Source organism: Lachnoclostridium sp. An14, from assembly GCF_002160755.1.
GTDB lineage: Bacteria > Bacillota > Clostridia > Lachnospirales > Lachnospiraceae > Lachnoclostridium_A.
In genome coordinates, this window is sequence record NZ_NFLE01000005.1 from 43,787 (window position 1) to 70,307 (window position 26,521).

Here is a 26,521-nt window from a genome sequence, read left to right on the forward strand (position 1 = left end):
AGACAATCCTTTTATGATATACTGAAACCATAAGGGAGGAATGACTGTATGGGACTGTCCGTTGTAGATTACTTATTAGCTCTGCCTGAAATGCTTCATTTTATTAAGGTTCCGGAATTATCTACTGTCAATATGTTCATCTACCGTATGCTGACTGACTATGGAACAGGCTATTTCAAAATGATACGTTTTGAAAATAATCAGCTTTTAATATTAACCGCAGATTACACGCCAAACTGTACCTTTGAGAAGGTCGCGGAAGTTTCAGAGGAGTATATAGAAATCAGTCAGTTCGAAACGGACAGCAGTTCTTTTAAAGTAGGCGGAAAAAAACTCCAACAGGTCCACAAGGGGATTTTTTGTTATGTCAATACACAAAAAACCACGTATGTTTACTGTGAAAAAGGACAGCCCGTACGATTCACAAAGGTTTTTCTGACGAGAACGTATTTTGATACATATTTTCAGTCCCATTACGGAAGGAATTATCAAGAATCAATTTCCACGCAGGATTATATTTTAAGACATCCCAATCAGCCAGAATTAAATTTCGTATTTCAGCAGATCCGTGACTGCCAGGCAGATAGTCAAATTTTGCGGATGTATTTAGAGGGCAAGGTGCTGGAAATGCTGTCTCTCATTATAAAAGGAATGTCACAGCCGCAAAGACATATCCCGGTGAAACTGGATTACAAAGACATCCGCAATTTAAAAAAGACAGTAACCCTTATGCGAAATGACCTTGCTGCATATCCATCCGGCGAAAAACTGGCTCAAATTGCTGGAATGAGTCCTACCCGTTATCAACTGGCCTTTAAAAAACATTATGGAACAACACCTTATGAATACTTGAAAGAGCTGCGCCTTAATCAGGCATTATTTCTTCTGAAGAACTCCGATTATAGTATTACGGAGATAGCTGCAAAGGTTGGATATCATACCTCTGGATATTTTGCAAAATTGTTTAAAAACGCATATGGACTTGGCCCCAGAGAATATAGAAGAATGCAAGGGATCAAGTAATGACCGAAACGGTCCCTTTATAGTTTTCATTAGGTATGTTATAGAATAGACACAAATATGGAAAATCATAATGAGACACAATTGAACCGATTTAAGACTGTTCATGAATTGACTTGCAATTTACCATCTTTTATAATGGTAACATCAGATTTTTGAAAGGTCTGAGCAGGAAAAGCAGCTGGGAAACTGGTTGCTTTTTTTGTTGCCTGCAAAATCATGAAAAATAGTGAAAAGGAGAGGTGGTATGGCAGATGGCAAATGAATCGAAGTCCCTTGTTTCGGAAGAACAGGTGGCAAAGCCTGCCGTGAGAGTAGGTCCTCCCAGAGGAATCCTTACGGTCGATGCATCTGCTGCTCAGGTCCAAAAGCAGGAGGACTTAGTGTGGCATGAATTAACCAATGCGCAGAGGACCCGAAAAATATTATGCGGAAATCTCAGCGGAATTGAGCGCTTGGACGGAGGATGGGTAGTAGCCGTTATCTATTATAAGGGATACCGAATCCTGATTCCTATGGAAGAAATGATGATTAATCTGGAGGGAGACGGCAGAGAAAATTCAGACCGTTTGAATCGCCAGACCCGTCTGGCCAACAACATGCTTGGGGCAGAACTGGACTTTATCATCCGGGATTTGGACCCGGAGTCCGGGAGTATTGCGGCCTCCAGAAAAGAGGCGATGCTCCGTAAACGGGCACAGTTTTATCTGGAGCATACAGGAGATGAACTGCCCATGATTACTCCAGGGCGAATTGTGGAGGCACGTGTCATTGCTGTAGCACAAAAGGCAGTTCGGCTGGAGGTGTTTGGTGTGGAGTGCTCTTTAAAAGCCAGAGATATGTCCTGGGAGTGGATGCGAGATGCCAATGAACACTTTGCCATCGGAGATGTGGTAAATGTGCTGGTAAAGAAAGTAACTGGTGATACAGCGGAAGACCTGCGGGTTGAAGTCAGTGCAAAGGAGGCTGTCCCCAATTCCAATAAGACGAACTTGATGCAGTTAAGGCGTCAGGGAAAATACGTTGGCACCGTTACCGATGTCTATCGGGGAACCTATTTCCTTTGTCTTGACTGTAAAGTCAATGCAGTAGCCCACTCCTGCAATACGGCAAGTCTGCCGGGACAGGGGGATGAGGTGGGATTTTTAGTAACTCGCGTGAACGAAGAACGGGAGGTGGCGGAAGGAATCATTACGAGGATCATCAAACGCCGAAGCAGCATATAAGACATATTTTAAGAACAGAATCAGGAGGAAAAGACAATGAGAGTAAAAGGAACGGTAAAATGGTTTAATGCCCGCAGAGGATTTGGATTTGTCTGCGATGAAGACGGGCTGGAACATTTCGTCCATTATTCCCAGATCCAGATGGAGGGCTTTAAAAGGCTGGGAGAAGGTCAGAGTGTGACTTTTGAGATAGGAGAAGATGAGAAGGGAAGAAGTGTGGCTCTTGAGGTCATACCGGAAGAGCAGGCACCTGTGGAGGAATTATGAGAAGAAGAGGAATTTATGTGAAGCGTTCACACGCTGCAGCGGCAATCGTGGTGGCCTGCTCTGTATTCAGTTTTCTTTTGGGGTTTAGTGTTCAGGCAGCGGAGCAGGATTCCTGGGAGCGGTTTCAGGAGGGGGAATCTCTGGCCGTCGAAACCGGTCTTTCGGATGGGTTTTCCACCATGAACTTTATCTGTCTGGATACGGATTACCGAGGGGGATATCTGTTTATCGCAGAGGATGTGATTCCCTATTCACTCAGTACCCGCTACGCGGCTTCCGATAACGCTTATGGGACATCGGATGTCAGAACCTGGCTGAACCAGTATTATGCAGATACCCTCTCTGTGGCAGATGAGCTTTTACCAATCAAGCTGGAGGAAACGGATGATTCTGTTTCTGATAGGGTTTTTTGTCTGTCTGAAGACGAAGTAAAACATGCGGCTTACAAAGAATGGACCAGAAAGAAATGGACGCCCCAGCGGGGAATGCGATATTACTGGACCCGGACAGCCAGAGAGAACACTTCCAATCAGGCATATCTGGTGCAGTATAACGGCCAGGTCGCATCCAGCCGGGTATCCTTGACAGAAGCGGGAATCCGGCCGGCTTTTGTCATCGGCCATGAGGCGCCGGACACCGGTCAGGGCCGTATCTGGTATGAGGGAGACACCCAGGAGCGGACAATAGACGGAAAAACCTATGTGTTTCGCTGTATCGACCCCAATTACTGCGATTCCGGGAGCAACCGGGTTGGCGCATTATTTTTGTGTGATTCCATTATCGGTGGTGATGTATGCCAGTTTGATGAAAGCTTAAACGCCTGGGAAGCGGCGGATCTGCGAACCTGGCTGAATGAAGAGGTTGAGAATACCGAAGGCATGGTACTGGCAGAGACTACCATTAACAGTACTTATGCAGGGAAAAGCAGCAACTATCAGATTTCAGAGAAAAAATTCACAAAAAGAAATCGACAGGGACAGAAAATCGAAGACCAGCTGTTCTGCCTTTCTTTGGATGAGGCGCTGCGCTATGCAAATTATTTATGGAAGTTAGATGGCGCCGCTACTGATAATTTTACCCTTGCAGGAAGCCATGCCATGGGATATTGGCTTCGTACGCCGGCCGCTAGGGGAGATCATCTGGCCTATGCGGTTACTTATGATGGGCTGGTATCGCCGCAGGAAGTGGATAATGATCGAATTGGAATCCGGCCTGCTTTTGTCGCAGTGCAGGAGTAGGAAGTTATAATTGATGTAAAGGAGAACGTATGAAGAAAAATTTAAAGAAGGGCCGGGCGGTATTATCTGCCTGGTCTTTAATTACGGCAATGGGACTGACCCCCGTTTTATCTGTTGCGTACCCTTCTGCAAGTGCTGTTGTGTATGCAAAAGAATTGCAGACAGATGATACAGAGGAAACAGAAGAGTCAGAAAAACAGGAACCGTATGCGGAGAGCATGACTGAACTGGCAACCCCGTCAGAAGCAGAAAAGGGGAGTGATGAGAAGACACAGTTGGATCAGGTACCAGATGAAGTTTCCGGCACAGAAGAGGAAGAACTGAATTTGCTGGGAGACGCCATTCAGACCATAGGTTCTGAAACTGTGGCAACGCCTTCCAACGCCATTATGCTGCTTGCGAATTCCAGCCTCTGGGGCGGGATGGAGATGAGCGACCACCTGGACGGAGAAGGGACGGAGGAAGAGCCCTATGAGATTAACTCGGCCAATGACCTGCGTCTTCTGGCCTACAATGTAGCAAACGAAGAGGTGGACGGTTATGCCGGCTGCTATTTTGTCCTGACCAGGGACATTTCTCTGAGTGATACGGCCTCCTGGCTTCCCATCGGCTATTTTGCGGAAACCGGCGATTCGGAGCCAATGCCTTTTAAGGGAAACTTTGATGGACAGGGGTACCGGATTTATAACCTGAAAATCAGCGATACCACACAGGACTATGCCGGCCTGTTTGGCAGTCTGCATGGAGCTACCATCAAAAATCTGACCGTAGACGGCCAGGTAAATGCTAACAGCAAAGCAGCCATCTTGGCGGGTGAGATCAATGACAGTATAATTGAAAAATGCACTAGCTTAGGTCAGGTACGGGGAGTGGGAGCCATTGGCGGTATTGCCGGCGAGGCCTATGACAGCGTCATTTTGGAGTGTACCAACACGGCAGGGGTTCTGGGAGGAACCGATGCGGGAGCAGAGGAGGAGGCTTTTGCCGGAGGAGTCTGCGGGTCGGCCCACACTTCTTTCATCAGTGACTGTACCAGTGATACTACGGATAGCTACAGCGCCTTGTACTCAGAGGGCTATGTGGGCGGAATTGCCGGAAATATTTATGAGACGGAAGTTTACAATTCTTACGTGGAAGGAAAAGTAGGAAGCACTTCTGCCGATTATATCGGCGGCCTGATTGGCCGGATGCAGAGCGGTCAGGTAAAAAATGGACGTTTTGCCGGAACCATTGGCGCTTCCACTTCCAGTACCCTAAAGACAGCGGGACTCTTTGTCGGCTATATTGAAGGTGGGACCATTGAATTAGGGGATGACCTGGCCTATCTCTTTACGGACAGCGAGGATAAATACTCCTTAAATCCGTTCGGTAACAAACTGACTCCGCAGATTCGGCTAGAGCATCATATCGGGGCTTATTACTCCAATCAGCGGGATTTCAGCCTTTATCAAATGGACGAATTTACGAAGCAGACCAACAGATATTTCTATGAAGAGCTGGAGGACGGCGTTCTTTCCATCGGAGAGGAAAATGTCCATCACTATGCTCCAAGCAAGACGGGGGACCCGGTGAGAGGATATCTGGTGTCGATTCCGGCCATTGACCACGGAACCCTGTCTGCCATGGAATCTCAGAATAACTATGCAAAAGAGATTGACTGGGCCAACCCCGGAGCCATCGCGGCAGGGACGAAAGTTTTAGTCTACACCAGTCCGGTGAATGAGACTGCTTCCGAACCGCCTGTATATTATGAACTGGAGCCGGATTCCCTGTTTTGGATATCCGATGATTTGGAGGAGCAGGAGGTCATCCAGACCGGAGGCGTGGAAACAGCATTCACCATGCCGGATTCCAATATCACCTTATCCGCCACCTACCGGGCCATGACCAATGGCGTGGTGCTGGACCGGACGGAACTGACTTTTGAGGTAGAGCAGATTCGAAGCGGTTCCCGGTGGAATCCCCAGATTGGCTGGAAGGTGACCGATCCGCAGAAACTGACGGCCACAGTCATTCCGGATTCTGCTGCCAATAAAACTGTCTACTGGAGCGCCAAAGACACAGACGGGGCCTCCACGGATGTCTTTACCGTATCCGATGACGGGGAAGTGACCGTGAATACCTCCGCCAAATGGATTACGGATTTAATCCGGGCAGCGGTAGCCAATCAGGAGCTCTACCCGGCCAAGCCGATTACGACGGAAGCAACCGATTATGCGACCGTCACAGTGACCACAGAAGCTGGTCAGAAACGGGCCAGCGCCTTTGTAACCGTTAACTTTAAGATTACGGACCAGACGGTAGTTCCGGTATCCGGCGTGGAACTGGATCAGGCAGAACTTGCTTTTGAAGTAGTGCGTACGCTGGAAGGCGGCCGACTGAATCCGACAGAAACCTATTCGGTGACGCCGGCGAAGCGTCTGTATGAAACCATTTCTCCAGAATATGCAGATAATAAAGAAGTGACCTGGTCCGTCGGCGATTCGGACATAATCCGGGTGGATGGCGAAGGCATGGTAAGCGTGCGGGAAGATGCCCGTTGGATTGCAGACCTGATCCAGGCAGAAAAGACGGCAAACAGCAATTCTCCTTATGCCAAATCTGAAGCTGCCGGAAACCGGTCCTCCTACGTGACGGTAACTACAACAGACGGCGGCAAACAGGCGGTATGCGCGGTGAATGTCTCGTTCCGGACTGTTGACAATACGGTTGCCCATGTGGAATCCGTATCTCTGGACCAGCAGGAACTTACCTTTAACATTGAAAAGGTCATGACCGGGCGCAGGAGCAATCCTACGGTGGAATATAAAGTCACGTCACCGGTCCAGCTGAATGCAGCGGTATATCCAGCGGAAGCGGAGAACCGTATAGTTGCCTGGAGCGTGGATGATGGGGACGTGCTCACAGTATCAGAGTCTGGTATGGTGACAGCGAGAACAGACGGGCAGTGGATTAAGGATTTGGAGGCTGCCAATCTTTATGGCGCGGCTGGAGAGAAAACAGCATTGGTTACGGTCACAACGGCAGATGGCGGAAAGCAGGCCCAGTGCAAGGTGACAGTTTCCTTTAAGACCACCAACAATACCACCAGCAGCTCCAGTGGAGGTTCCTCCGGAGGCGGCGGGGGCGGAAGTTCTTCCGGCGGCAGCTCCTCCAGGTCTTCTGCAGGAAGCAGCAGCGGCCCCGGTGCATCTGGAAATTGGATTATGGATGAAGTGGGCTGGTGGTATCAGTACAGCGACAGGACCTACCCGAAGTCCTGCTGGCAGCAGCTTTCCTATAACGGCACAACGGAATGGTACCACTTTGATGAGCGCGGTTACATGCAGACCGGATGGTTTACCGACGTGGATGGACATGTTTACTATCTGCATCCGATAGGAGATGGAACCAGAGGGCGGATGTATACGGGGTGGAATCAGATTGAAGGAAAATGGTATTACTTTAACCCAGTATCCGATGGAACTCGCGGTGCGCTTTTTGTGAATGGTCAGACGCCGGATGGGTATACAGTGGATGCAAATGGGATTTGGATTCCATAACTGCACATAGTAGGACAGATAAAATAGAAGATTTGTGCATACACTAAAAATAATACTTGAAGTACAGAAAACTGTACGTTATACTATAGATATAAGGTATATTTTGGAAAGGAGTGGATTGTATGTTAGCTGTGAATTACACAAATCTTCGTGATAATATGAAACATTACATGGATTGCGTCAACGATGACTGCGAGACATTGATTGTTACAAGAAAGGACAGACGCAACGTTGTCATGATGTCTGAAGAGGCTTATAATAATCTGATGGAAAACCTTTATGTCCGGGAGAGCCAGGCCAATTATGAATGGCTGATGGAATCGAAGCAGCAGTTGGAAACAGGTAAGGTATCCGCACACCCGCTGATTGAGGCAGAATCCAATGAATAAGCTATTTACAGATAATGGATGGCAGGATTATATATACTGGCAGACAGAGGATCGAAAAACTTTAAAAAAGATCAATCAGCTGATTGAAGATATCTGCAGGAACGGAAATACAGGGATTGGAAAGCCAGAGCCTCTGGTCGGAAACCTGTCTGGATATTGGAGCAGGAGGATCAACGATAAGGACCGACTGATTTATAAAATTGATGAGGACTGCGTTTATATCCTGGCCTGCAGATATCATTATGCAGATAAATAGGGAAGCCGGTACCTTATGAAATTTTTATGCTCCCCTAGACATAGGAACCATTTATTTGATAAGCTGGAAGAGAGGGGAGTGATACGATGAAGAGAAAGTATGTAGTGACTTGCATTTTATCTGGATTGCTGTGTTTTGCGGGAGCATTTTCTGCTTTTGCCGGATGGGAGAAACAAGGAGAGGATTACCGCTATCGAAATGAGGATGGAACCTATGCAGTTTCTCAGTGGGTAATGGACCAGGGAAATTATTATTACCTGGGAGCAGACGGAACCATGTGGTCGAATACCACAACGCCGGATGGCTATCTGGTAGCAGGAGATGGAAGCTGGGTACAGGATACGCAGGCATTGGGTGGATATGTGCGAACCCCCTATGATAATCAGCCTTATCGATACCGTGAGGACACCATGGCATATATTTTCGATGAGGAAACAGATGAACTGTGGGGAACCAATAGTTATATTCTTGCAGCAATTCGTGGAATTTACCCGGTAGAGTTACTGGACAGTCAGCAACTGCAGCTTTATCAAAAAGTAAATGAATATCTGGTGGGTTTTCCTTACGAGACAAGTGAATACGACAAAGCGAAAATGATTTTTGAGTATCTTCAGAGTATTGCGACATATTCACTTTCTAATGGCAGTGACGGACGCAATTCTACATATGGCGTTTTGATAAACGGAGAAGGTAACTGCGTCGGTTTTTCCGGAGCGTATAAGCTATTGGCCAATGCAGTAGGTGTACGCTGTGCAATTATGAGAGGAAACGGGCATCAATGGAATCGCGTATACGTGAATAATGAGTGGAAACCCATTGATGCCTCCGCATTCGGTTCCTATGCAGAAAGTTATCTGGATTTGACAAGAATCGAATGCCCATACTGCGGATATTTAAATATATTTCATGTACGGGAAACAGCTCATCCTTGCGCAGGGTGTAAGGAGCAATTAGAGAACCCTGGTTTCCGGTTATACGATAACTAAATACAAGATTTGATTGAGGCACATCCGTTCGGGTGTGCCTTACCTTTTGCAGGGAGGATACTATGCAATGCAATCGCATTTATATCCGACTGAAACGCAAGATTGCCTTTCTAATGGCGATGATTTTTGTGTTTCAGTCTTTTTTTAGTTCCGGATTGGGAATCATACCTGTTCAGGCGGCAATAGAAGGGAGAGGCTCCACGTTTGCTTATTATGATTCCAGTAATCTCTTAAGGCCAGGAGCCAGTTTTCCCTTTTATGGGAAGGACCATAACCGTGTAGGTTTATGGCCCTATGGAATTACCAATGTAGAAGACGGAGAACCGGCAGCCGGTTTTTGTTTGGAGCCTAATAAGTCCATGCGTACTGGGACGCAGGGCACCATTGTCAGCTACGATCTGGATACGGAAGGAGATAACCTGCCTCTTGGAATATCCAGAGAGGAAGCAGAAATTCTTTGGTATGCCCTCTCTTCCTCGGGAAATTTTGAAGGATATCAGGATGAGGTCGGAAAGATGGGGCAGGGCCATTATATCTTAGGTCAGGCGGCCACCTGGGCCATCATGTCAGGGCGTTGGGCAGGACTGGAAGATTTTCGGGAACAAATGGAGGTTCTACTGGCAAATTTAAAAAGTCAGACGCTTGCTAATCAAACCAGAGCGGCTTTGGAACAGTTCTTTAACCAGACGAATGGTGCTGTGGAGGAGAACGCGGTGCCGCCCTTTGCATCCAAATACCAGAGTACCGCCCCGGTACATCAAATGCAGAAAAATGAGGACGGCACATATAGCATTACCCTGGAATACAGTGAAGGGTATGACTGGCGGCAGTCGGAGCTGATTTATGATGTTCCGGAAGGATGGACAGCAACAAAAGTTGACGGCGGAGTAACCTTTACTTGCAGCACGGGAAATCCGGATGTAGGGTTGATTCGCGGACATTTTCCTGAAGGTTCGACGGCTGCAAAATATTGGGTAAAACCAAATACATTTAAAATCTGGTTTCCCGATGGCTGGGACGAAAGCAGTGATTCAGCCGGCCAGCAGGCCATGATTACGATGGCCGGAGAACAGGTGGAATGGGAAGTCTGGCTTGCGTTCGGAAAAGGCGGTACGCATTTTGAGACGGATAAAGGAGGCTACGAAATCCCATATACCCAGTATCTGCATGAAGAAACATTCAACCGTGATTATAAGATTGAGCTGGAAAAGCTGTGTGATGAAACCGGTAAGACTCTGGAGGGAGCGGAGTTTGAAATCCTGGAGCAGTTTGACTTTTCCCAGTTAAATGGGACGAACCTGGAAGAAGAACAATTCCGGGAAAATACTTCCACTTCTGAGGGAAAGTTTGAAGATTTAAGCATCTGCCAGGATTCCATTACAACCGATGAAAACGGACACTTTGAACATTCCGACCGGAAGACCTATGATTATGAGAAAACCTATTGCGGCGGCCATCCGGAGCCCATCATCCACTACGTGGAAACTTCCGATGATGCATCCGAAGAGGAAAGCGCAGCAGCAGAGGAAGAAAATGCCCGCCTGGAAGAAGAAGCATGGGCCGCCTGGCAGGCCTGTGTGGACTGGTGTGAGGAAAACTGTGATTTCCATTCCATTGACGAAGGAATTGCAAGAGACGCCATGGAAGCGGACCGGGACGAGGCCTGGGATACCTTTATCCATCTGAAACGCATCTACACCGTGCGGGAAATCAAAGCCAGGGTTGGCTATATTCTCCATGACCTTCATAACGATGATATTCCTGTGGAAATTGTGGAATTTACTTCTTCCCAGGCCGGCGGAGACAGCACCGTGATCGGAAGCTATCCTGGGAATCAGCAGGAAGGAAATACATTGCTGCAGGTTCAGACGGCAACCGCTTCCGAGGCCAGTATTTCTTCCAATGAGGTTCCGATGGTGCAGGCAGCAGCAACCCCATCCAATGCAGAGGCAGATTCAGATGGGGAGGCAAAGCAGGAAAAAGCAGAGGATGAGCCCACAAAAGAGAGCACCCCAACCTACAGCGAAGAAGAGCCTTCAAAGAAAGAAGCGGATCCTGCAGAGGCAACGCCTTCCGAGGCAGAAGAGCTGGCAACTCCGTCCAATGCACAGACCTTTTCTCTTTCTGTGCCCTCCCTGCTTTCAAAGGATGATGAGGAGGGGGATGGAGACTGGACCTGGGACGGCGTACAGGAGGAGAGTGAAGTGGAGCCGATTGACCAGGATTCCTACGATTCTGACCCCACCGGCCACACCTTTGTTGTCCGGGACCATCGGACAGAAGGAGAGCTGCACATCAATAAGCGGGACATGGAACTTTATGAACAGGATGCGGAAGACAGTTACGGCAAGAGCCAGGGTGATGCAACGCTGGAAGGGGCCGTTTACGGACTTTACGCAGCCGAGGATATCATCCACCCGGATGGGAAGACGGGAAAAGTCTTTTCCGCGGGAGAACTGGTCGCCATTGCCACAACAGATAAAAACGGAGATGCCTCTTTCCTGGTCATTACAGAGGAATCCGCAACTTCGAAAAATGTCCCCAATCTCTATGAGGATAATGCAGCCAACAACGGAAACGGCTGGATTGGGCGGCCGTTAATCCTTGGAAGTTACTATGTCGAGGAGATTTCCCGCTCTGAGGGCTACGAGCTTTCCCGAACCGGAAAAAATCTCTCGGAAAGCAACCGTACCGGAACACCGGTGGTGCTGGCTGCAGCGGGCAGTGCTTCCACGGACGGATTTTATCATGAGATCAATGAGTGGGACGGTTCTTCTTACGACTTTGATGTGGACTATTATGATACGGACGGATTTGAAATCCATCTCTCTGGTTTACCGTCAAACGCAAAGGTCTATGAGGTAGCAATGGAGGACACCACGACAACCGAACCGGTGGTGGTCGGGACCGAACGGGTCGAGAAGAAAGACAGCCAGGGAAATCCCGTCTATCAGACGGCGGAGGGCGGAGAATATAAGCTGGATGCGGACGGCAATAAGATTCTAAAGCAGGATGAGCAGGGAGAGATTGTTTATTCCGACATTCAAGCTGAGCAGACCGTAACGGCTGTGAACCGGCTGAATGTTTATGTGTCTTCCATTGAGCGGGAGGAGCCTTCTGACCCGGACCTGGAGGAATCCACGGATATCGACCCGGATTACATCTTGTGGGAGGCATACTCCGCACTGGCTATGTCCGGCTACAAAAATGGACTGACGGATGCGCCCTGGGCCATCCTGCCGCTCTCCGGCGATACCAACGGAGAGATGATCGAGGAAATCCTGGAGTACTGCGCATCCGACAGCTTTTGGGATGCCTACGATGTGGAAGAGGTCTATGAATCCGATGGAAGCTGGTATGCCAAAATCCGCTATGCCTACAAGGCGCTGGGCGAGGTGCCGGCTGTCTATGAGCGCGGAAGCGGCCGATTGGTGGTGCGCAAAACCTATGAGGCTGGCTACTATTATGTGATCTATGAAGACGGAGAGTATGAACAGAGTGGCTATTCCTTCACTGTAAAAGAACAGGAACTGGATACGGGAGCTCTTGCTCAGGGAAAGCTACGTCTGAAGCCGTCCTACAAGCCGGTTTATGAAACCTATACTGCTGGGGAGCTTTTACTGGACGGGGAAGGGAATCCCATCCCGGAGATGGAAACCATTCCGATCTACGAAGAACGGGAAGTAATGGAGACAAAAGAGACGCTGACCCTTATGGATTCAGCAGAAGAAAATGGAAGAATTTTAGTTTCCGTTGACACTTCCGATGAGGATTTTTCCGATGAAGCAACCCATACCCGCAGATTCCGGGTTGTCATCTCCGGACAAATCGAAGAGCAGCGGGACGCCGCCGTGAGCGTGACAACACAGAAACCTGAACTGGAGGAGGGTTCCTATGTGAAATACGCCCTGCTTTTGTATCCCGGCCAGTATGCCGTCTATCAGGATGACGGGACCAGGCTGGAACCGGTGATTGTGGAAGAACGGGTCATCAAACAGGCTATCAAGGTGACAAAGGACATTGCGCTAGATTCCTATGAGTATAACTCCTATGAGATTCACCGCGACCCCTTTACAGTCCTGTTTGGCGGATATAATGGAAAGGAAGAAACAAAGACCCTTCCGGGCTTCTTCTTTAAGCTATATCTGCGCTCAGACCTGATTGCAACCGGGAAGCTGGAGACAAAAGAGGACGGCAGCTACGACTATGAGAGTTTCTTTAAAGAAAATCTGGAGTATGCAGCAACCCTGGCTCTGGAGTGGGACACGGCAGAGCATGATGCGGACGGGGATATGACGACTGTTCATGCGAACCAGGGCGGCGGCAGGGACGATTACTGGGGTGAGAGTCGGATGCTGCCTTATGGTACCTATGTGCTGGTGGAGCAGCAGCCTACGGAGATTCCTCAGAAGCATTACCAGATTGATTCTCCAAAAGAAGTGGAACTGCCCTTTATCCCCCAGGTGGATGAGGATGGAACGGTTCACGATAAGATTCCGTCACCCGAATACCTTTACGATTCCGAACTGACGCCGGAAGAACTGGCGGAGCGCTACCTGATCCGGTTTAACGAGGAAAACCATGTGATCCAGGCCCATAACGATGACGGGGATTTTGAGGTATTCAAGTACGGTCTGGAACCGGACAGCGCAAAAGACTGCCAAAATGACGCAGTAGCGGCCTATTACCACTATGGTTCTATCAGCGAAAATGCAGGAACCATGGACGATGTGTACTATGAAACCTATTATGACCGGGACGGAACGATTTCCGACTATGGGGTTACCCTAGATAATGTGGCAACCATGACAGGCAAATCCACTGCCATTGACCGAAAGTTTGCCAAAGCCCTGATTCCCTGGAGTGTACTGGATCCCCGCTATGGCAAGGTCATTAATGATGACGGAGATATTGGAAATCGGGAACCGGGCCTGGAAGAGGATGGAAGTTTCAATTTTATCTCCTACGCCAATGAAGATGTGGAAAATGAGTTTTACAGTTCCAGACTGCGAATTGAGAAGATTGACTCCGAAACAGGAGAAAACATCATCCATGAAGGAGCGCTCTTTAAGATCTATGCAGCGAAACGAGATATTTCCGGAGACGGCTCAGACAATGTGACTGGAACTGGTAATATCCTGTTCGATGAGAACGGGATTCCCCTCTACAATGAGAGTGAGCAGATTGTGATGCAGGACGAGTCCGGCGCGGAAGTCGGGGTCTTTAAGGCCTATACCACCATACGGGACGGAGAGGTGGAGCATCCGGATGGAACGGTATCCACGGAGAAGCAATGCGTAGGATACATTGAAACCTACCAGCCCCTGGGCGCCGGCGCTTATGTGCTGGTGGAGGTGGAAGCTCCGGAAGGCTATGTAAAATCCAAACCCATTGCCTTTACGGTGTATAGCGACAAGGTGGAGTATTATGAGGACGGAGACGCCGGAAAGAAGGTCCAGGCGGTGAAATACCAGTATATCCGTCCCATCGGTTCCGACGGTAAGACCGTTGTGGAGGATATGCACCAGATCGTAGTCAAGGACCAGCCCACCCATGTGGAAATTCACAAGCTGGAAAAGCAGCAGGAATCTATTACTTACCGGGTGGAAGGGGACGAAGAGCAGTTAAAGAACCGGGGTGATGTTGAACTTCAATATCTTCCGAACGGGGAATTTGCCGGATTCGGGTATGTGACAAAGGAACTGGAAGTTTCTTCTGAGCCGGTTTATGTGGAGAATGCGACCCTGACCTTATATAAAGGCCTGATTGTCAAGCAGATCGGGGAACATGAATACGAAGGCGTTGAGGTTGAACGGAACCTGTTTGATTCCGTAACGGGGATTACCGCCTATGAAACCGGGTACAGCATGGACATCCGGCAGACAGGAACCAATGAACAGGGGAAGGCAGAATGGGATATTACCCAGGAAAAGAATCCTCCGGCAGCACTCTGGTACTTTGACTTAGAGTATGACCCAACCGAGTATGATGAGGAAACCGGTATTCTTTACGGTCTGGATGACTGGGGCAACCGGATCTGCATGCTGGATTCTGAAACCGGAATGGCCTATGTGACGGATGAACAGGGAAATATCATTGTCTGGCCGTTAGATGAAAATGGGGATAAGATCATCTCCCAGTCTGTGGACGTTTATACGGATGAAACCGGAAAGCAGACCATCAACAGCGACCTACAGCCGGTAGTGGATGAAAATGGACTGCCCATTTACTATAAGGACGGCGGCGTAACCTGGGTAGAGAACGAATGGATTACCACCGATGAAGGCGCCTGGGAGATTGCAAGAGTTCCTCAGGGAGCTTACATTTTGGAAGAAACAGCGGCCCCTCTTGGAGACGGCTATGTACAGTCCATGGCAATCGGCCTGGTGGTAAAGGATACTTCCGGGATGCAGTCATTTACAATGGAAGACGATTACACGAAGCTGGAAATTTCCAAACTGGATATGACATCCAGAGAGGAGATTGCAGGCGCAGAGCTGACCCTCTATGAGGCGTACCGGGTCTATGACGATACGGACCGGGGATGGCACCTGGAAATTCTGTTGGATACCGCTGGGGAACCGGTGATTGCGGCCAACTGGGTATCCGATGGCAATACCCCCCACTGGATCGACCACATCATGCCGGGGGATTACATCCTGCGGGAGACCAGGGTACCGACTAAAGCCGGCTATGTGACCTCGGAGGATGTAGAGGTCATCATCGAAGAGACCGGTGAGGTTCAATCCTTCGTGATGGAGGATGACCATACGGCCATTGAATTTTATAAAGTGGATTCGGTAACAGGAGAAGTCCTTCCCAGCGAGAATCCGGCTACTCTTGCGTTATATCCTGCGCTTTTAGATGAGGAAGGGGAACCGCTCTATGATGAAGAAGGGAACATCCGATACGATTCCAGTCAGAAAATCTACGAGTGGCAGACCAATGATGGCAGTCAGGTACGGGAAACCGCCCATTGGGTTACCATCGAGGGCGGCCACAGTTATCTGGCTTACGACTATGAGATCCTAAATGTGCCGGGAACGGAGCAGGCGATCACCTATGTAACAGAGACCGGTGCCCAGCGGTTTGAGTATCTGCCGGTCGGGAAATACGTCCTGGTAGAAGAGCAGGCACCAAATGGCTATGCACTGGCAGATCCCATGTATATTCTGGTGCGGGACGTAGGTTCAAAGGATGAGGTCCAGCAGATTACGATGGAGGATGAAGCAATCCAGGTGTTGCTGTCTAAAGTCAATGTAGCCGGAGGAAAAGAGATTGAAGGGGCAACCCTAGCAGTGTACCGGGCCGCAGAGGACGGCAGCCTGGTGAAATATCAAATGAAGGATGAAAACGGAAATCTTTTGTATCTTACGGATACGGAAGGCAACTTCCTTTATGATGAGAACGGAGAACTTATTCCTGCCATGGAGTACGATGAATCTTATCTGGTGGACCGCTGGATATCCGGTTCTGATGGCCGCTATACCCAAAGAGATGAAGAACAGGGGCTGATTCCGGATGGATATGAGGCAGGGAATTTAAGACCGCATACCCTTGAAGAACCACAGGCCGGGGACTATTACTTTGTAGAGGAGCAGACGCCCTTCGGATATGTCAGGGCGGCAGAACTTCCCTTTACGATTACAGAACAGGCAGGCATTCAGCGGTTTGAACTGGTCAATGAACTGATTTTGGGACAGATTGAGATTGTGAAATCCGATGCAGAGCAGCCGGACAAGCCGTTAGCCGGAGCCCGGTTTAAGTTTACCAACCTGGATACAAACACGGCGGTCATTTTGATTACGGGGGACGATGGCAGGGCAGTTAGCAGCAAGGTTCCCATTGGCTCCGTTGGCACCGATGGCTCTGTCAGCCTGTACTATTTCCAGGTGCAGGAGGTGGATGCACCGGATGGATATCTGCTGGAGCCGGAGGCCCATCCGTTCCAGTTCAATGTAACAACGGACCGGAAGGATACGATTGTGTTCCATTATAAGGCAGCCGACCAGCCAAACAAGGTCATCATCTCCAAAAAGACCTTGACCGATAAAGAGGAGCTGCCCGGGGCCCATCTGGAAGTAAGGCCAGTGACAGAATCAATCGATGAGGACGGTCAGACGGTGAAGGTAGAAGGAGATGTGATTGACAGCTGGGTATCGACCACAGAACCCCATGAGATCCGGAACCTGAAACCAGGTGAGTATGTCCTGATTGAAACGAGAGCGCCGGAAGGATATCTGGAAGCGGAAAAAATCTATTTTACCATCAAGGAGAACATGACTGCAGAAGAAATCCCGTATGTGGAAATGTTTGACGACGATACCAAAGCCGAGATTCGCAAGGTAGACGGGGAAACCAATGAGGCGTTGGCCGGAGCGAAGCTTCAGATGGTACGGAAAGAAACTGGGGAGCTGATCAAAGAGTGGGTGACCGATGAAACCGGAACCGTGGTATTCCAGGGACTTCCCGCCGGAGAGTATGAGATTACGGAAATCGAAGCGCCGGACGGCTACCAGCTTTTAAAGGAGCCTGTCACCATCACCATCACAAAGGATTACCGGGTACAGATCTTTACCATCGAAAATGAGCAAACGGAAACCCGGATTGAGAAAAAAGACCAGGAAACCAGAGAACCCGTCATCGGAGCCGTGCTACAGCTGTTGGACCAGGAGGGAATGGTACTTTACCAGTGGACTACTGCAAAAGAGCCGGAAGTAATCCGCGGTCTGACGCCGGGAACCTATCAGGTGAAAGAGGTAGAAGCTGCAGATGGGTATTTGCTTCTGCCGGAGCCGATGGAGATTGAGATTCGAAATGATACAGGGGTACAGACCTTTACGGTTACAAACCAGAAGCTCATAACGGAGATAGAAAAAATAGACCAGGAAACAAAGGAACCTCTTTCCGGAGCGAAGCTGCGGCTTGTGCGGGAGTCGGATGGGGAAGTCATCCGGGAATGGGTAAGCGCAAGCGTACCGGAGGTATTCAAAGGCCTTTCAAAAGGCGTTTACCTCTTGCAGGAAGTGGAAGCGCCGGAGGGCTATGCCATCGCAAAGGAGGTGCGGTTTGAGGTGACCGGACAGGAAGAAAAGCAGGTCATCACATTGGAGAATGAGAAGATCGTCACGGAATTTACCAAAGAGGATGGAGTAGAGCACACGCCGGTCATCGGCGCAAAGTTGCAGTTGATTCGTGATGCGGGGACGGAAAATGAAACCGTCATCCAGGAGTGGGTAACAGACGGAAAGCCAGTTACCTTTACCGGAATCCCGGCTGGAAGCTATGTAATCCGGGAAGTGGAGACACCGGAAGGATATGCTTCCATGGAAGAACTCACCATCGAAGTTCGGGCAGAAGAGTCACAACAGTCCTTTACGGTCTTAAATCAGCCAATCCAGGTGGAGATTGAAAAGACAAACTCCAATGGAAGCTCTCTTGGAGGAGCTATCCTGCAGCTGGTCTGGAAAGCGGATGGCAAAGTTATCCGGGAGTGGGAGTCAAAGCCCAAAGAGGCGGAGCATTTCATCAAACTTCCTACAGGAACCTACATCATCCGGGAAGTGAAAGCGCCTTCTGGCTATCGGAAGATGGAACCCCAGGAGATTGAGATTCTGGACACAGAAGACCTTCAGGAGTTTGCCGTGAAGAATTATAAGATTACCCATTCCGGCGGCGGTGGAGGCGGAGGAGACAATCCCGGTTCGGAAACCGACTATATGGAGCTTTACAAGGTGGATGGAAAGACCGGAGAGCGGTTGGCAAACGCGGAAATAACGGTATACCGGCCAGATGGCAGTGTCTATTTTACAGGAGTGACCGGTCCGTCCGGGACCGTTCGGTTTGAGAAGCCAGGCGAAGGGACCTACACCTTCAAGGAAACCAAAGCGCCAGAGGGTTATTACTTAAACGATACTGTTTACCAATTTACCGTGACTGCTTCCGGCGCTGTAGAAGGGGACCGGGAAATTCCCAACTATCAGCCGGGTACGGTCATCATCTCCAAAGAAGACGTGACAACGGCGGAAGAACTGCCGGGAGCCCAGATTGAAATCACCGATGAGGACGGGAACAAGATTTTCGAGGGAGTCAGTGACGAGCATGGAAAGGTCTACTTTGAAGCGCCGGCGCCGGGAACCTACTATTTCCGTGAGGTAGTGGCCCCGGATGGCTATGAGCTAAATGAGACCATCTTCTCCTTCACGGTCTTTGAAGACGGCAGTATCGTTGGAGACTGTACCATTCAGGACCAGAAACATTATGGGCGGATTACCGCTTCCTATGAAACTGACCGGAAGGGAGAGGGCGATGTGACCATTCAGGATCTGATTTCGGTTCCGAAGACCGGAGATACCAGTAATCTGCCCCTTCTTCTTGCAGTATGGCTGGCTTCTGCTACGGGTATCATTGGCCTAGCGCTGTATTACTGGAAAACAAGAAATACCAGGAAGAAGCAGAGAGGAAAAAAAGTGGGAATGTTCCTGATTTTATCCATCTTGATGGTTGGATTGCCGGCTGGAAATGCACAGGCTGCGGAGGAAAAAATCGAGAACCTTTATGAAGAACGGCAGTACACCACCCAGAATCCGGACTCGGATGAGGCGGAAAAACTGTTTGAAAAGGAACTGGAGCGGGACGGCGTGACGTACCGGCTGTCAGAGATTCAGACCGAAGTCATTAACGAGGACGGCGGCAGCGCAGGCTCTCCGCTGGAAATTGCAGGAACGCCGATGCTCAGGGAAAAAGCGGAAGAGAAAAAGCCGGAGGACGTAATCCAGTTGGATGGTGTGGACTATCAGCTGCAGGAGAGCACATTGGAGGAAACTACCATAGAAGCCCACGAGGAAACCGTGGAAGAAACGGTGACTTATGAAGCGGTGGAGGCAAAAGATGTCATACCATCGCAGATTTCGGTGACTGTAACAGATGATACAACGGGACAGCGCATGGAGGCAATAGCCTCCATTGCTTCCCAGAACTTTTCAGAGGAGCGGTGGGAAGATAACTTTTCTTTTACCGTAACTTTTCACGAGTACGGCATCGATGGATATTGGCTGGGGGACCAGGTATTTATGCTGGATGAAGAGAACCTGAATTTTACCGGTTATGAGGAGCTTCTGCTGTCGTTGATTGAAGCGGAGCCGGAAAACTACCGGATTCACAATGCGGAGTGGGCCGGAGAACCTTATGAGGACAGTGAAGGGATAACCTGCCGGGATGCCGTGGTATCCGGAGAAAAGCTGGTCCGGGATTGTGTCATTACCTATCGAGGGACAGCTGTATTTAAAGAGGAGCCTGGGGTGCGTTACCTTGCTTCCTATAAACCGAAGGAATCAGCGGAAGATGGAACCATTACCTATACTATGAAGGCCATTGGCATTTACACACCAAAGAACGGCAGCGCTGCCGCTGTGATTGCGGCGGTCGGCGTCACAGCTGCCGGCGCGGGTACGGGAGGCTTTTTATACTACCGGAAACGGAAACAAAAATCAACCACCAATGCCTGATACGCAGAATAATTTGGGAAAGAGGCGCATTTCGCTTCTTTCCCGCTTTTAGAAACACAGGCAATACTTAGGCAAAAATTTTTTATCATTTTTTTCGTAATTGCCCTTGAAAATGAAACAGGCGTTTTTTTACAATAGTATTTAGGAAGAAGGGAGGATGTGCGGTTGAGAAATCAGAAGGCGAGAGTCCGTTACCAGAAATTAGGGAAGGAAAAGGTTAAGGCACCGGTCTGTCCCTACTGCGGCAGAGTATCGGTACTGCGGCCTGCAGAATATGTACATGGAGAAAAGAATATCAATCCGGGAGAAAATCTGTATGTGTGCAGCGGCTATCCGGAATGTGACGCATATGTAGGGGTAGTCAGAGGCAGCCGAAAGGCAAAAGGTACGCTGGCAGATGGCGAACTCCGCCATAAGCGGATTTTGGCCCACCGTTTGCTGAACCAGATCATAGAGCAGGGGATAATGGGCCGGGATGCGGTCTACCAATGGCTGGCGGTCCGGCTGGGCCTTTCTTATGAGGATACCCATATCGGATATTTTTCTGCTGACTTGTGTGACAAGGCCATTGGACTCATGCAGGTTCGGTTAAAGGATACAAAGATGAAAAAAGCAGCATAAGGGTTTGTATACAGCAGGCCGTCTCCAGGACTTGGAGGCGGCCTGTAAATGTTAGGAACTGACGGAAGGGAGGAAATGATATGCGCTTTGAACCTTCAGAGGAAGCCATGTATCGGAGGATGGACCAGAAGGAACGAATCCTCTACCTGATTGCAGCCTGCGGTCTAATCGGCTCCCTTGTATTCCTTTTGGGCGTGATAAATCAGAACTGGTATGTGGCAGGCGGTGTCGTGTGTGCGGTCTGCCTCATTGTTGTTCTGGTATGGCGGTACCGGGCGTTAGGACAGAGGATTATGCCCTTAACAGGGTGCTTTTTAGAAGTACGGCAAGATTGTCTGCTGGTCCGGCAGCCGCAGTGGCAGGAGCGGTACGAGACCTGCCAAATTTTTTTATCCGAAATAGAACAGATTGTATGGAGTAGCAGGAAAGATGGGTTTTACGTCCAATTCCATGATAAAGGAAAGAGTTTGGTATTGCTGCGTGGAAAGCAAAGTGGCCCCATTTTTCATATTCGGCCATTTGGGTATCGAAAGGAGGAGATGGAGTCTGTCTACCAGGCAATCAAGGAAAGGCTTCCCGCTTCAGCAAGTGTTTTTGAGCCTTAAAGAATCTTTAGGAACCGTTCCCATTGTCCTACTAAGGCGGATATGGCTGGAAGCAGCAGGTATTCTGGTGATTTTGGTTGTTGGAACCGCGATGGAAACGATACAAGAGGGGCAGGGATTTTTAAGGCTGACGATATTCTGCGTGATTGGGCTGGGAATCCATCTTAGTTATTCGCTTAGGTTTTTGTTAAAACGGCAGTATTCAGTGACGGAGGGGAAAGTTGTAGAAATTAAATACCAAAAAATGCGGAGAAAGTGGGTAGAAGTTGAGATTAGGACAGAAACTGGTAACGAAGAGAAACTGCTGGTTCCTGCAGGATACGGTATCATGAAAGGGAAACAATATCGTTTCTATAGTTGGAATGGGATTTTTATTGGTATGGAAGAAGTGAATTAAATAGGTCTATGTGAAAGATGATTTTCAATAGTTACAATTTGTGATAATATAAGAAATATCAAGAGAAGTGTTTTGGGGCATCATGAATGATATAATCACAAGTAGTAGAAGGAAAGTGTAGTCATGGAAAATATACCAGATAATTCTATTATTGAAAGTCAATCTATTAATATTTTGAAGCCAGCACTGCAACGATGCCATAGATTAAAAGCTCAAATCACTGAAAATGATAAGACGCTTTCGTGGGATGGGACAGTTGAAGTATACCATTCAGATCGATTTTCAAAATCGACATTAGACGGAATCGTATCTGTACAGGTTAAGGGAAAATGGTGCGATGAGATTCCTAAAAATGATACTGTAAAATTTTATGTATCTACGAAAGATTTGAACAATTATATAAAAAGTAATGGGGTTATCTTTTTTGTGGTATATTGCAATGATGATGGCGGAAAAGTATATTATAATTCGTTATTACCATTAGATTTGTACGTTTTGTTGAAAGGTGTTTCCTCCTTACCACCCACAAAACCTATCAAATTAAAAAAGCTTCCACAAGAGAAGCCGATGGATGTATATGGAATATTTAAGGATTTTCTTTACCATTCCAAAAGACAAGCGCAGTTAGATATAAATATGATTGAGAAATTTTCCACGGGAGAATTAGATTCAAAATCTATTCCTTTATCATTTGGATATGGCGGTATTCCTGCAACTGGAGACAGAGAGGCAATCAATTATATGCTGTCACATCCCACATATATCTATACTCAACCTCCAGGCTTTAATATTGATGTTGCACTTGGAAAAATACAGATCGCAGTAATTAAAAGAGAATCGAATATGCCAATTATTGTAGATGGGGAAGTTTTGTATGATGGCATTACTACAATGTTTGATGATAGTGGTAATGAGGAAATACATATAGGAAATCATATAATACTTTCTTTGTGCAAGCAAAAGGTAACGTTTACGTTCTCTGACAAATTATCAGAACGATTAAGAGATCTGAAATTTATACAATATTTGGCATCAAATAAGCCCAGTATTCAACCAGATGTCCTATTATTTGAAAATTCCAATGGTGATAGTATAAGTTTGAAAAGTATTCAGGACATGATTAAATTTTATCAGGATTTACAAAACGCTTTAAAAACTTATGGTGTCCAAAAAGAATTTCTTTTTGGAGAAATTAAAGATAAGGATTGGGGAAAAATCCGGGCATTCATCGACGCTACCAATTATGCTAAGGAAGTCCCATATAGTTTTGGTGGAGATCCTGGAATTGGTATGCTAGAATTTGCAAATATAAACTTACTTGTTTGTTGCTTAAAAGGAGAAAATGGAAAATTTAAAATTAAAAATCCCTTTTCTATGCCAGAAATAGGTATACGATATGAAATAGATGAATCAGGAGAACTTTTTTGGGCATCTCCATTTTTTGAGGTACTTAAACATGACAGATTGTCTATAATTGATAATTTAAATGTGTCGGCAATAAAGGAGTCAGTTTTGAAATTTCAAGATAGTTCAGTTATTTATGCTGAACAGCTAACTCGATATATCCTTGAAATATTGTTGGCCTATGATAATAATTCGAATCCTGCTTTATTGAGACTAGCAGATGAACTACAAGGGGAAATTGATAAATTAGAATTGGACGGAATCCCTGGTGTATCGGCGATTGTAAATCGATTGCAAATTAATAAGCGTAAAGGACAATCAATAACTGACTGTGAAGTAGGTACTTTATTAAAAATCAAAGCTGCCTATTCAAGCGACAATCTAGTTTTAGCATGTTGTTGTATATTACTTCAAAACTTTCAAGAGGCAGATTACTACATTGGAAAGATGGCAACGAAAGAGCGTGAGGAGTTTAAGTCATTTCCAATTAATAACTTAAAGAAATAGAACCATCACAAGCATATATAAAACATTCAAAAGCACATTATACAGAAAATATAAAATTGACAACCACAACATATAGTGGTATCATAAATATGACATTGATTTCTATGCGCTTTAACAAAAGCCATATTACAATCTTTGTTCCAGCAGATGCTGGAAGCTAATTTTCAGGCGCAGGCCTTGTATCAGAGCAGAACAGGCAGAGTTTGTCTGTACTTTAAGGAAGACATCAGAAATTTTTATGAGTTTCTGGTGTCTTTTTTTGTTGCTCAAAAACAGGAAAGGAGAAGACATTGGAAAGAAAAAACAGGGAAGAAATCAACCGCACGGAAGTACTGCTTCAGGCATTCCGGCAGAGGATGGGAGACGGTTACCAGATTGAACCGTCAGAAGGGGACAGAAAGGAAGTGATATTTAAAATCATCAAAGACGGAGAACAGGAGGGAATCATCCTGTACCCAAACGCCAAAAAGATTCAGTTTTATTTGCTTTGCAGGGGAGCAGAGAAAACCGCAGCAATACTGGAGCAGGATTATCAGAAAAAGCGGGAGCAACTGGGGACAGTACTCTTAAATGGCTCGGAGTTGTCCATGGTCAAAGACAAAATCGTCTTTTCTCTGGTAAGCCGCGAGGAGTATCAGGAAGCGCTGCCGCATATTCCATACAAAACCTTCCATGAAATGGTAATCGTGTTTCAAATTGTAATCCAGGATGGAAAAGAGCGGTACGTTCGCATGATCAACAACGAAGATATGGAATCCTGGGGAATTACAGCTGAGGAATTAATGGAAGCAGCCCAGTACAATACGCCCAGGCTTGAATTTCCCTATGCAATAAAATTAAGAGATGAGGACGGCGTGTGGAGCGTGTTTCATCAGGAATGGCACGAAGAATTGTTCTATGCAGGCAGAAAACTAAGGCGGACGGCAAAAAGTATTTTCCCGGTCATTGGCCTGTTTGGTGAACGCAGTGCGGCAAACTGCATTTTGTATCCCGGTGTCCTGGGATTTGTTGCAAACCGCTGGAATGAAGATGTGATGATGATACTTGGAACGGAAATGGAGTGCTATTTATTTCCGGAGCATTTATATCTGGAAAACGCACAGATTGTGGAGCGGATTGCAGAACAGATCTGGAAATCGAATGTAGAGGAAAGGCCTTTTTTAACGGATTATGTATATCGGTACCGTTGGAATGAAGAAAAATTAGAGCAAACAGAACAGCGTATTCCATGGGAAAAGTTCCCACTTGGATAAAAATCAGCATGAGAAAGGAAGGAAAAACGAATGATGAACGAGGAAAAATGGGAAAACGCGGGAAGAGACCTGATTTCACTGGAAGAACTGTATGATTTGTATCAGGACGGATTTGAGTTTGTCGTAAGGAACGGTCACATTACTTCCGTCCTCTTTCAGGTATAGGAAGGTGGGGCTATGTATGTGCAGGACAGTTTCGCAAAAAACTTTGCAGATCGTTCCCAATTTATGAGCTTTTTGGATGAGATTGAGGAGAGGGCAGACTGGATGGTCTGCCCTACGGATTCCCTTTATCTCACAGCAGCGGAAATGAATCCGGCTGCCTGCAGGAAAATGAAACAGGCAGAGGACGGTGAGCAGCTCCTAAATGATACCCGGTTAAACACCGGGCTTTTCATCAAAGCCGATGGTATGGATTATCCGTTAGGAACAACGGCCATGAAAACTCTGCAGAACCGGGCAAGGATTTACGGAAATGCTTTGCAGGATATGGACCGGCCGACATTCGCCGGTGTGCTAAACGACTGCCTGCAGGTGACCTCCGGCCAGGCTCTGCTGCGGCTTCAGGAAGGCAAAATCCGTGCGGTCCATGGAGGAGACCCGAAAGACTATGCCGTGCTTCCCATGCCGGAGATTTTTGAAGCGGCCAATCTGTATTTAGAGGAAAGCTATGGAAAGGTTGTTTTCTCAGCGGGCTATTTTAGCCATGAGTTGGTGACCGCGGCCTGGCAGCTTCAGGAGCCGGAACTTCTGGATACTTACCGGGATTTATTGCTCCAGTATGGGGAACAGGCATCGGAAGAACTTTCTGCCTGTATCCGCGTACAGTCCTCAGATGTAGCTTCCAGTGGGGCAAATATCTGCTGTTTTCTTCAGGAAGGCCCCTATAAACGTCCCTTGATTCTGGGAAGCGAAATCAAGCTGGAGCACACAAATGGGGCGACAGTAGAGAAATTTTTCGGAAACCTGACACAAATCTTTTCCTGCTATCAGGAATCCATAAAGAATCTGGAGCGCCTGTTTCAGCTGGAAATCCATTACCCAGACAGTGCGATGGAAGGGACGATGAAAAAAGTGGGGATTGGAAAGCAGCTAATCACGCAGACCGTAGAGCATTTCCGGGCGACGCACGGGACCGGCAAAGCGAACGGATATGAACTGTACTGCGGAATCTGCGAAGCGGTATTCTTTGCCCAGTGCAAAAATCAATCTGCTAAAAACCTGATTGATTTGGAGGAAATGGTGGCCAGATGTTTAAGTCTGCGGTTTGAGGACTACGATTTTCCGGGAGAATACCGGTGAG

General features: G+C 47.6%; 16 protein-coding genes. All 16 read left to right on the forward strand.

What is annotated here, in order from left to right; translation table 11 throughout:
• The first annotated feature begins 48 nt into the window (after nucleotides 1-48).
• The 16 genes from B5E84_RS04455 (at nucleotide 49) to B5E84_RS04525 (ending at nucleotide 26,520) form a co-directional block, all read left to right on the forward strand.
• Nucleotides 49-1,023: an AraC family transcriptional regulator gene (locus tag B5E84_RS04455; RefSeq protein ID WP_087219796.1), complete on the forward strand. Its 975-nt coding sequence runs from the start codon at nucleotides 49-51 to the stop codon at nucleotides 1,021-1,023.
• 251 nt (nucleotides 1,024-1,274) lie between these two features.
• Nucleotides 1,275-2,246: a S1 RNA-binding domain-containing protein gene (locus B5E84_RS04460; RefSeq protein WP_087219799.1), complete on the forward strand. Its 972-nt coding sequence runs from the start codon at nucleotides 1,275-1,277 to the stop codon at nucleotides 2,244-2,246.
• Between the two features lie 36 nt (nucleotides 2,247-2,282).
• Entirely contained in the window at nucleotides 2,283-2,513 is a 231-nt protein-coding gene (locus B5E84_RS04465) for a cold-shock protein (protein WP_015544342.1), read from the forward strand.
• Nucleotides 2,510-3,751, forward strand: a complete 1,242-nt coding sequence (locus tag B5E84_RS04470) for a DUF6273 domain-containing protein (protein ID WP_087219802.1) — start codon at nucleotides 2,510-2,512, stop codon at nucleotides 3,749-3,751. The genes B5E84_RS04465 and B5E84_RS04470 overlap by 4 nt, the downstream gene beginning before the upstream one ends.
• A 218-nt stretch (nucleotides 3,752-3,969) precedes the next feature.
• Nucleotides 3,970-7,293 (forward strand): Ig-like domain-containing protein, encoded by a 3,324-nt coding sequence (locus B5E84_RS04475; RefSeq protein ID WP_242963290.1) that lies wholly within the window; start codon nucleotides 3,970-3,972, stop codon nucleotides 7,291-7,293.
• Nucleotides 7,294-7,415: 122 nt separating this feature from the next.
• Nucleotides 7,416-7,682, forward strand: a complete 267-nt coding sequence (locus B5E84_RS04480) for a type II toxin-antitoxin system Phd/YefM family antitoxin (RefSeq protein WP_087219810.1) — start codon at nucleotides 7,416-7,418, stop codon at nucleotides 7,680-7,682.
• Nucleotides 7,675-7,938, forward strand: a complete 264-nt coding sequence (locus tag B5E84_RS04485; RefSeq protein ID WP_087219813.1) for a Txe/YoeB family addiction module toxin — start codon at nucleotides 7,675-7,677, stop codon at nucleotides 7,936-7,938. Before B5E84_RS04480 ends, B5E84_RS04485 begins: the two co-directional genes overlap by 8 nt.
• A gap of 86 nt (nucleotides 7,939-8,024) precedes the next feature.
• Nucleotides 8,025-8,924, forward strand: a complete 900-nt coding sequence (locus B5E84_RS04490; protein ID WP_087219816.1) for a transglutaminase domain-containing protein — start codon at nucleotides 8,025-8,027, stop codon at nucleotides 8,922-8,924.
• Nucleotides 8,925-9,283: 359 nt separating this feature from the next.
• The gene (locus tag B5E84_RS04495; protein WP_242963292.1) at nucleotides 9,284-20,431 is read left to right on the forward strand and encodes a SpaA isopeptide-forming pilin-related protein; all 11,148 of its coding nucleotides are present in this window, start codon (nucleotides 9,284-9,286) and stop codon (nucleotides 20,429-20,431) included.
• 165 nt (nucleotides 20,432-20,596) lie between these two features.
• Nucleotides 20,597-21,052, forward strand: a complete 456-nt coding sequence (locus tag B5E84_RS04500; protein WP_087219821.1) for a zinc-finger-containing protein — start codon at nucleotides 20,597-20,599, stop codon at nucleotides 21,050-21,052.
• Nucleotides 21,053-21,132: 80 nt separating this feature from the next.
• Nucleotides 21,133-21,657 carry a hypothetical protein gene (locus tag B5E84_RS04505; RefSeq protein ID WP_087219824.1) on the forward strand — a complete coding sequence of 175 codons (525 nt, stop codon included), beginning with the start codon at nucleotides 21,133-21,135 and terminating at the stop codon, nucleotides 21,655-21,657.
• A complete protein-coding gene (locus B5E84_RS04510; protein WP_087219827.1) occupies nucleotides 21,647-22,054 on the forward strand; it encodes a hypothetical protein in 408 nt (135 codons plus the stop codon). Before B5E84_RS04505 ends, B5E84_RS04510 begins: the two co-directional genes overlap by 11 nt.
• Before the next feature lie 123 nt (nucleotides 22,055-22,177).
• Nucleotides 22,178-23,965 carry a DUF4365 domain-containing protein gene (locus B5E84_RS04515; RefSeq protein WP_087219830.1) on the forward strand — a complete coding sequence of 596 codons (1,788 nt, stop codon included), beginning with the start codon at nucleotides 22,178-22,180 and terminating at the stop codon, nucleotides 23,963-23,965.
• 290 nt (nucleotides 23,966-24,255) lie between these two features.
• Complete coding sequence (locus B5E84_RS04520; RefSeq protein ID WP_087219833.1) at nucleotides 24,256-25,218, forward strand: DUF5688 family protein; 963 nt, start codon at nucleotides 24,256-24,258, stop codon at nucleotides 25,216-25,218.
• A gap of 30 nt (nucleotides 25,219-25,248) precedes the next feature.
• A complete protein-coding gene (locus B5E84_RS21215; protein ID WP_275533077.1) occupies nucleotides 25,249-25,383 on the forward strand; it encodes a hypothetical protein in 135 nt (44 codons plus the stop codon).
• A 12-nt stretch (nucleotides 25,384-25,395) separates the two neighbouring features.
• On the forward strand, nucleotides 25,396-26,520 hold the full coding sequence (locus B5E84_RS04525) for an endonuclease III (RefSeq protein WP_087219836.1): 1,125 nt from the start codon (nucleotides 25,396-25,398) through the stop codon (nucleotides 26,518-26,520).
• Nucleotide 26,521 lies beyond the last annotated feature (1 nt).

Bases quoted from the DNA above. Each gene is read 5' to 3' on its own strand.
- B5E84_RS04525 (WP_087219836.1), top strand. From the start codon at position 25,396: ATGTATGTGCAGGACAGTTTCGCAAAAAACTTTGCAGATCGTTCCCAA.
- B5E84_RS04515 (WP_087219830.1), top strand. From the start codon at position 22,178: ATGGAAAATATACCAGATAATTCTATTATTGAAAGTCAATCTATTAAT.
- B5E84_RS04475 (WP_242963290.1), top strand. From the start codon at position 3,970: ATGACTGAACTGGCAACCCCGTCAGAAGCAGAAAAGGGGAGTGATGAG.
- B5E84_RS21215 (WP_275533077.1), top strand. From the start codon at position 25,249: ATGATGAACGAGGAAAAATGGGAAAACGCGGGAAGAGACCTGATTTCA.
- B5E84_RS04505 (WP_087219824.1), top strand. From the start codon at position 21,133: ATGCGCTTTGAACCTTCAGAGGAAGCCATGTATCGGAGGATGGACCAG.
- B5E84_RS04490 (WP_087219816.1), top strand. From the start codon at position 8,025: ATGAAGAGAAAGTATGTAGTGACTTGCATTTTATCTGGATTGCTGTGT.
- B5E84_RS04460 (WP_087219799.1), top strand. From the start codon at position 1,275: ATGGCAAATGAATCGAAGTCCCTTGTTTCGGAAGAACAGGTGGCAAAG.
- B5E84_RS04470 (WP_087219802.1), top strand. From the start codon at position 2,510: ATGAGAAGAAGAGGAATTTATGTGAAGCGTTCACACGCTGCAGCGGCA.
- B5E84_RS04465 (WP_015544342.1), top strand. From the start codon at position 2,283: ATGAGAGTAAAAGGAACGGTAAAATGGTTTAATGCCCGCAGAGGATTT.
- B5E84_RS04495 (WP_242963292.1), top strand. From the start codon at position 9,284: ATGCGTACTGGGACGCAGGGCACCATTGTCAGCTACGATCTGGATACG.
- B5E84_RS04455 (WP_087219796.1), top strand. From the start codon at position 49: ATGGGACTGTCCGTTGTAGATTACTTATTAGCTCTGCCTGAAATGCTT.
- B5E84_RS04480 (WP_087219810.1), top strand. From the start codon at position 7,416: ATGTTAGCTGTGAATTACACAAATCTTCGTGATAATATGAAACATTAC.
- B5E84_RS04485 (WP_087219813.1), top strand. From the start codon at position 7,675: ATGAATAAGCTATTTACAGATAATGGATGGCAGGATTATATATACTGG.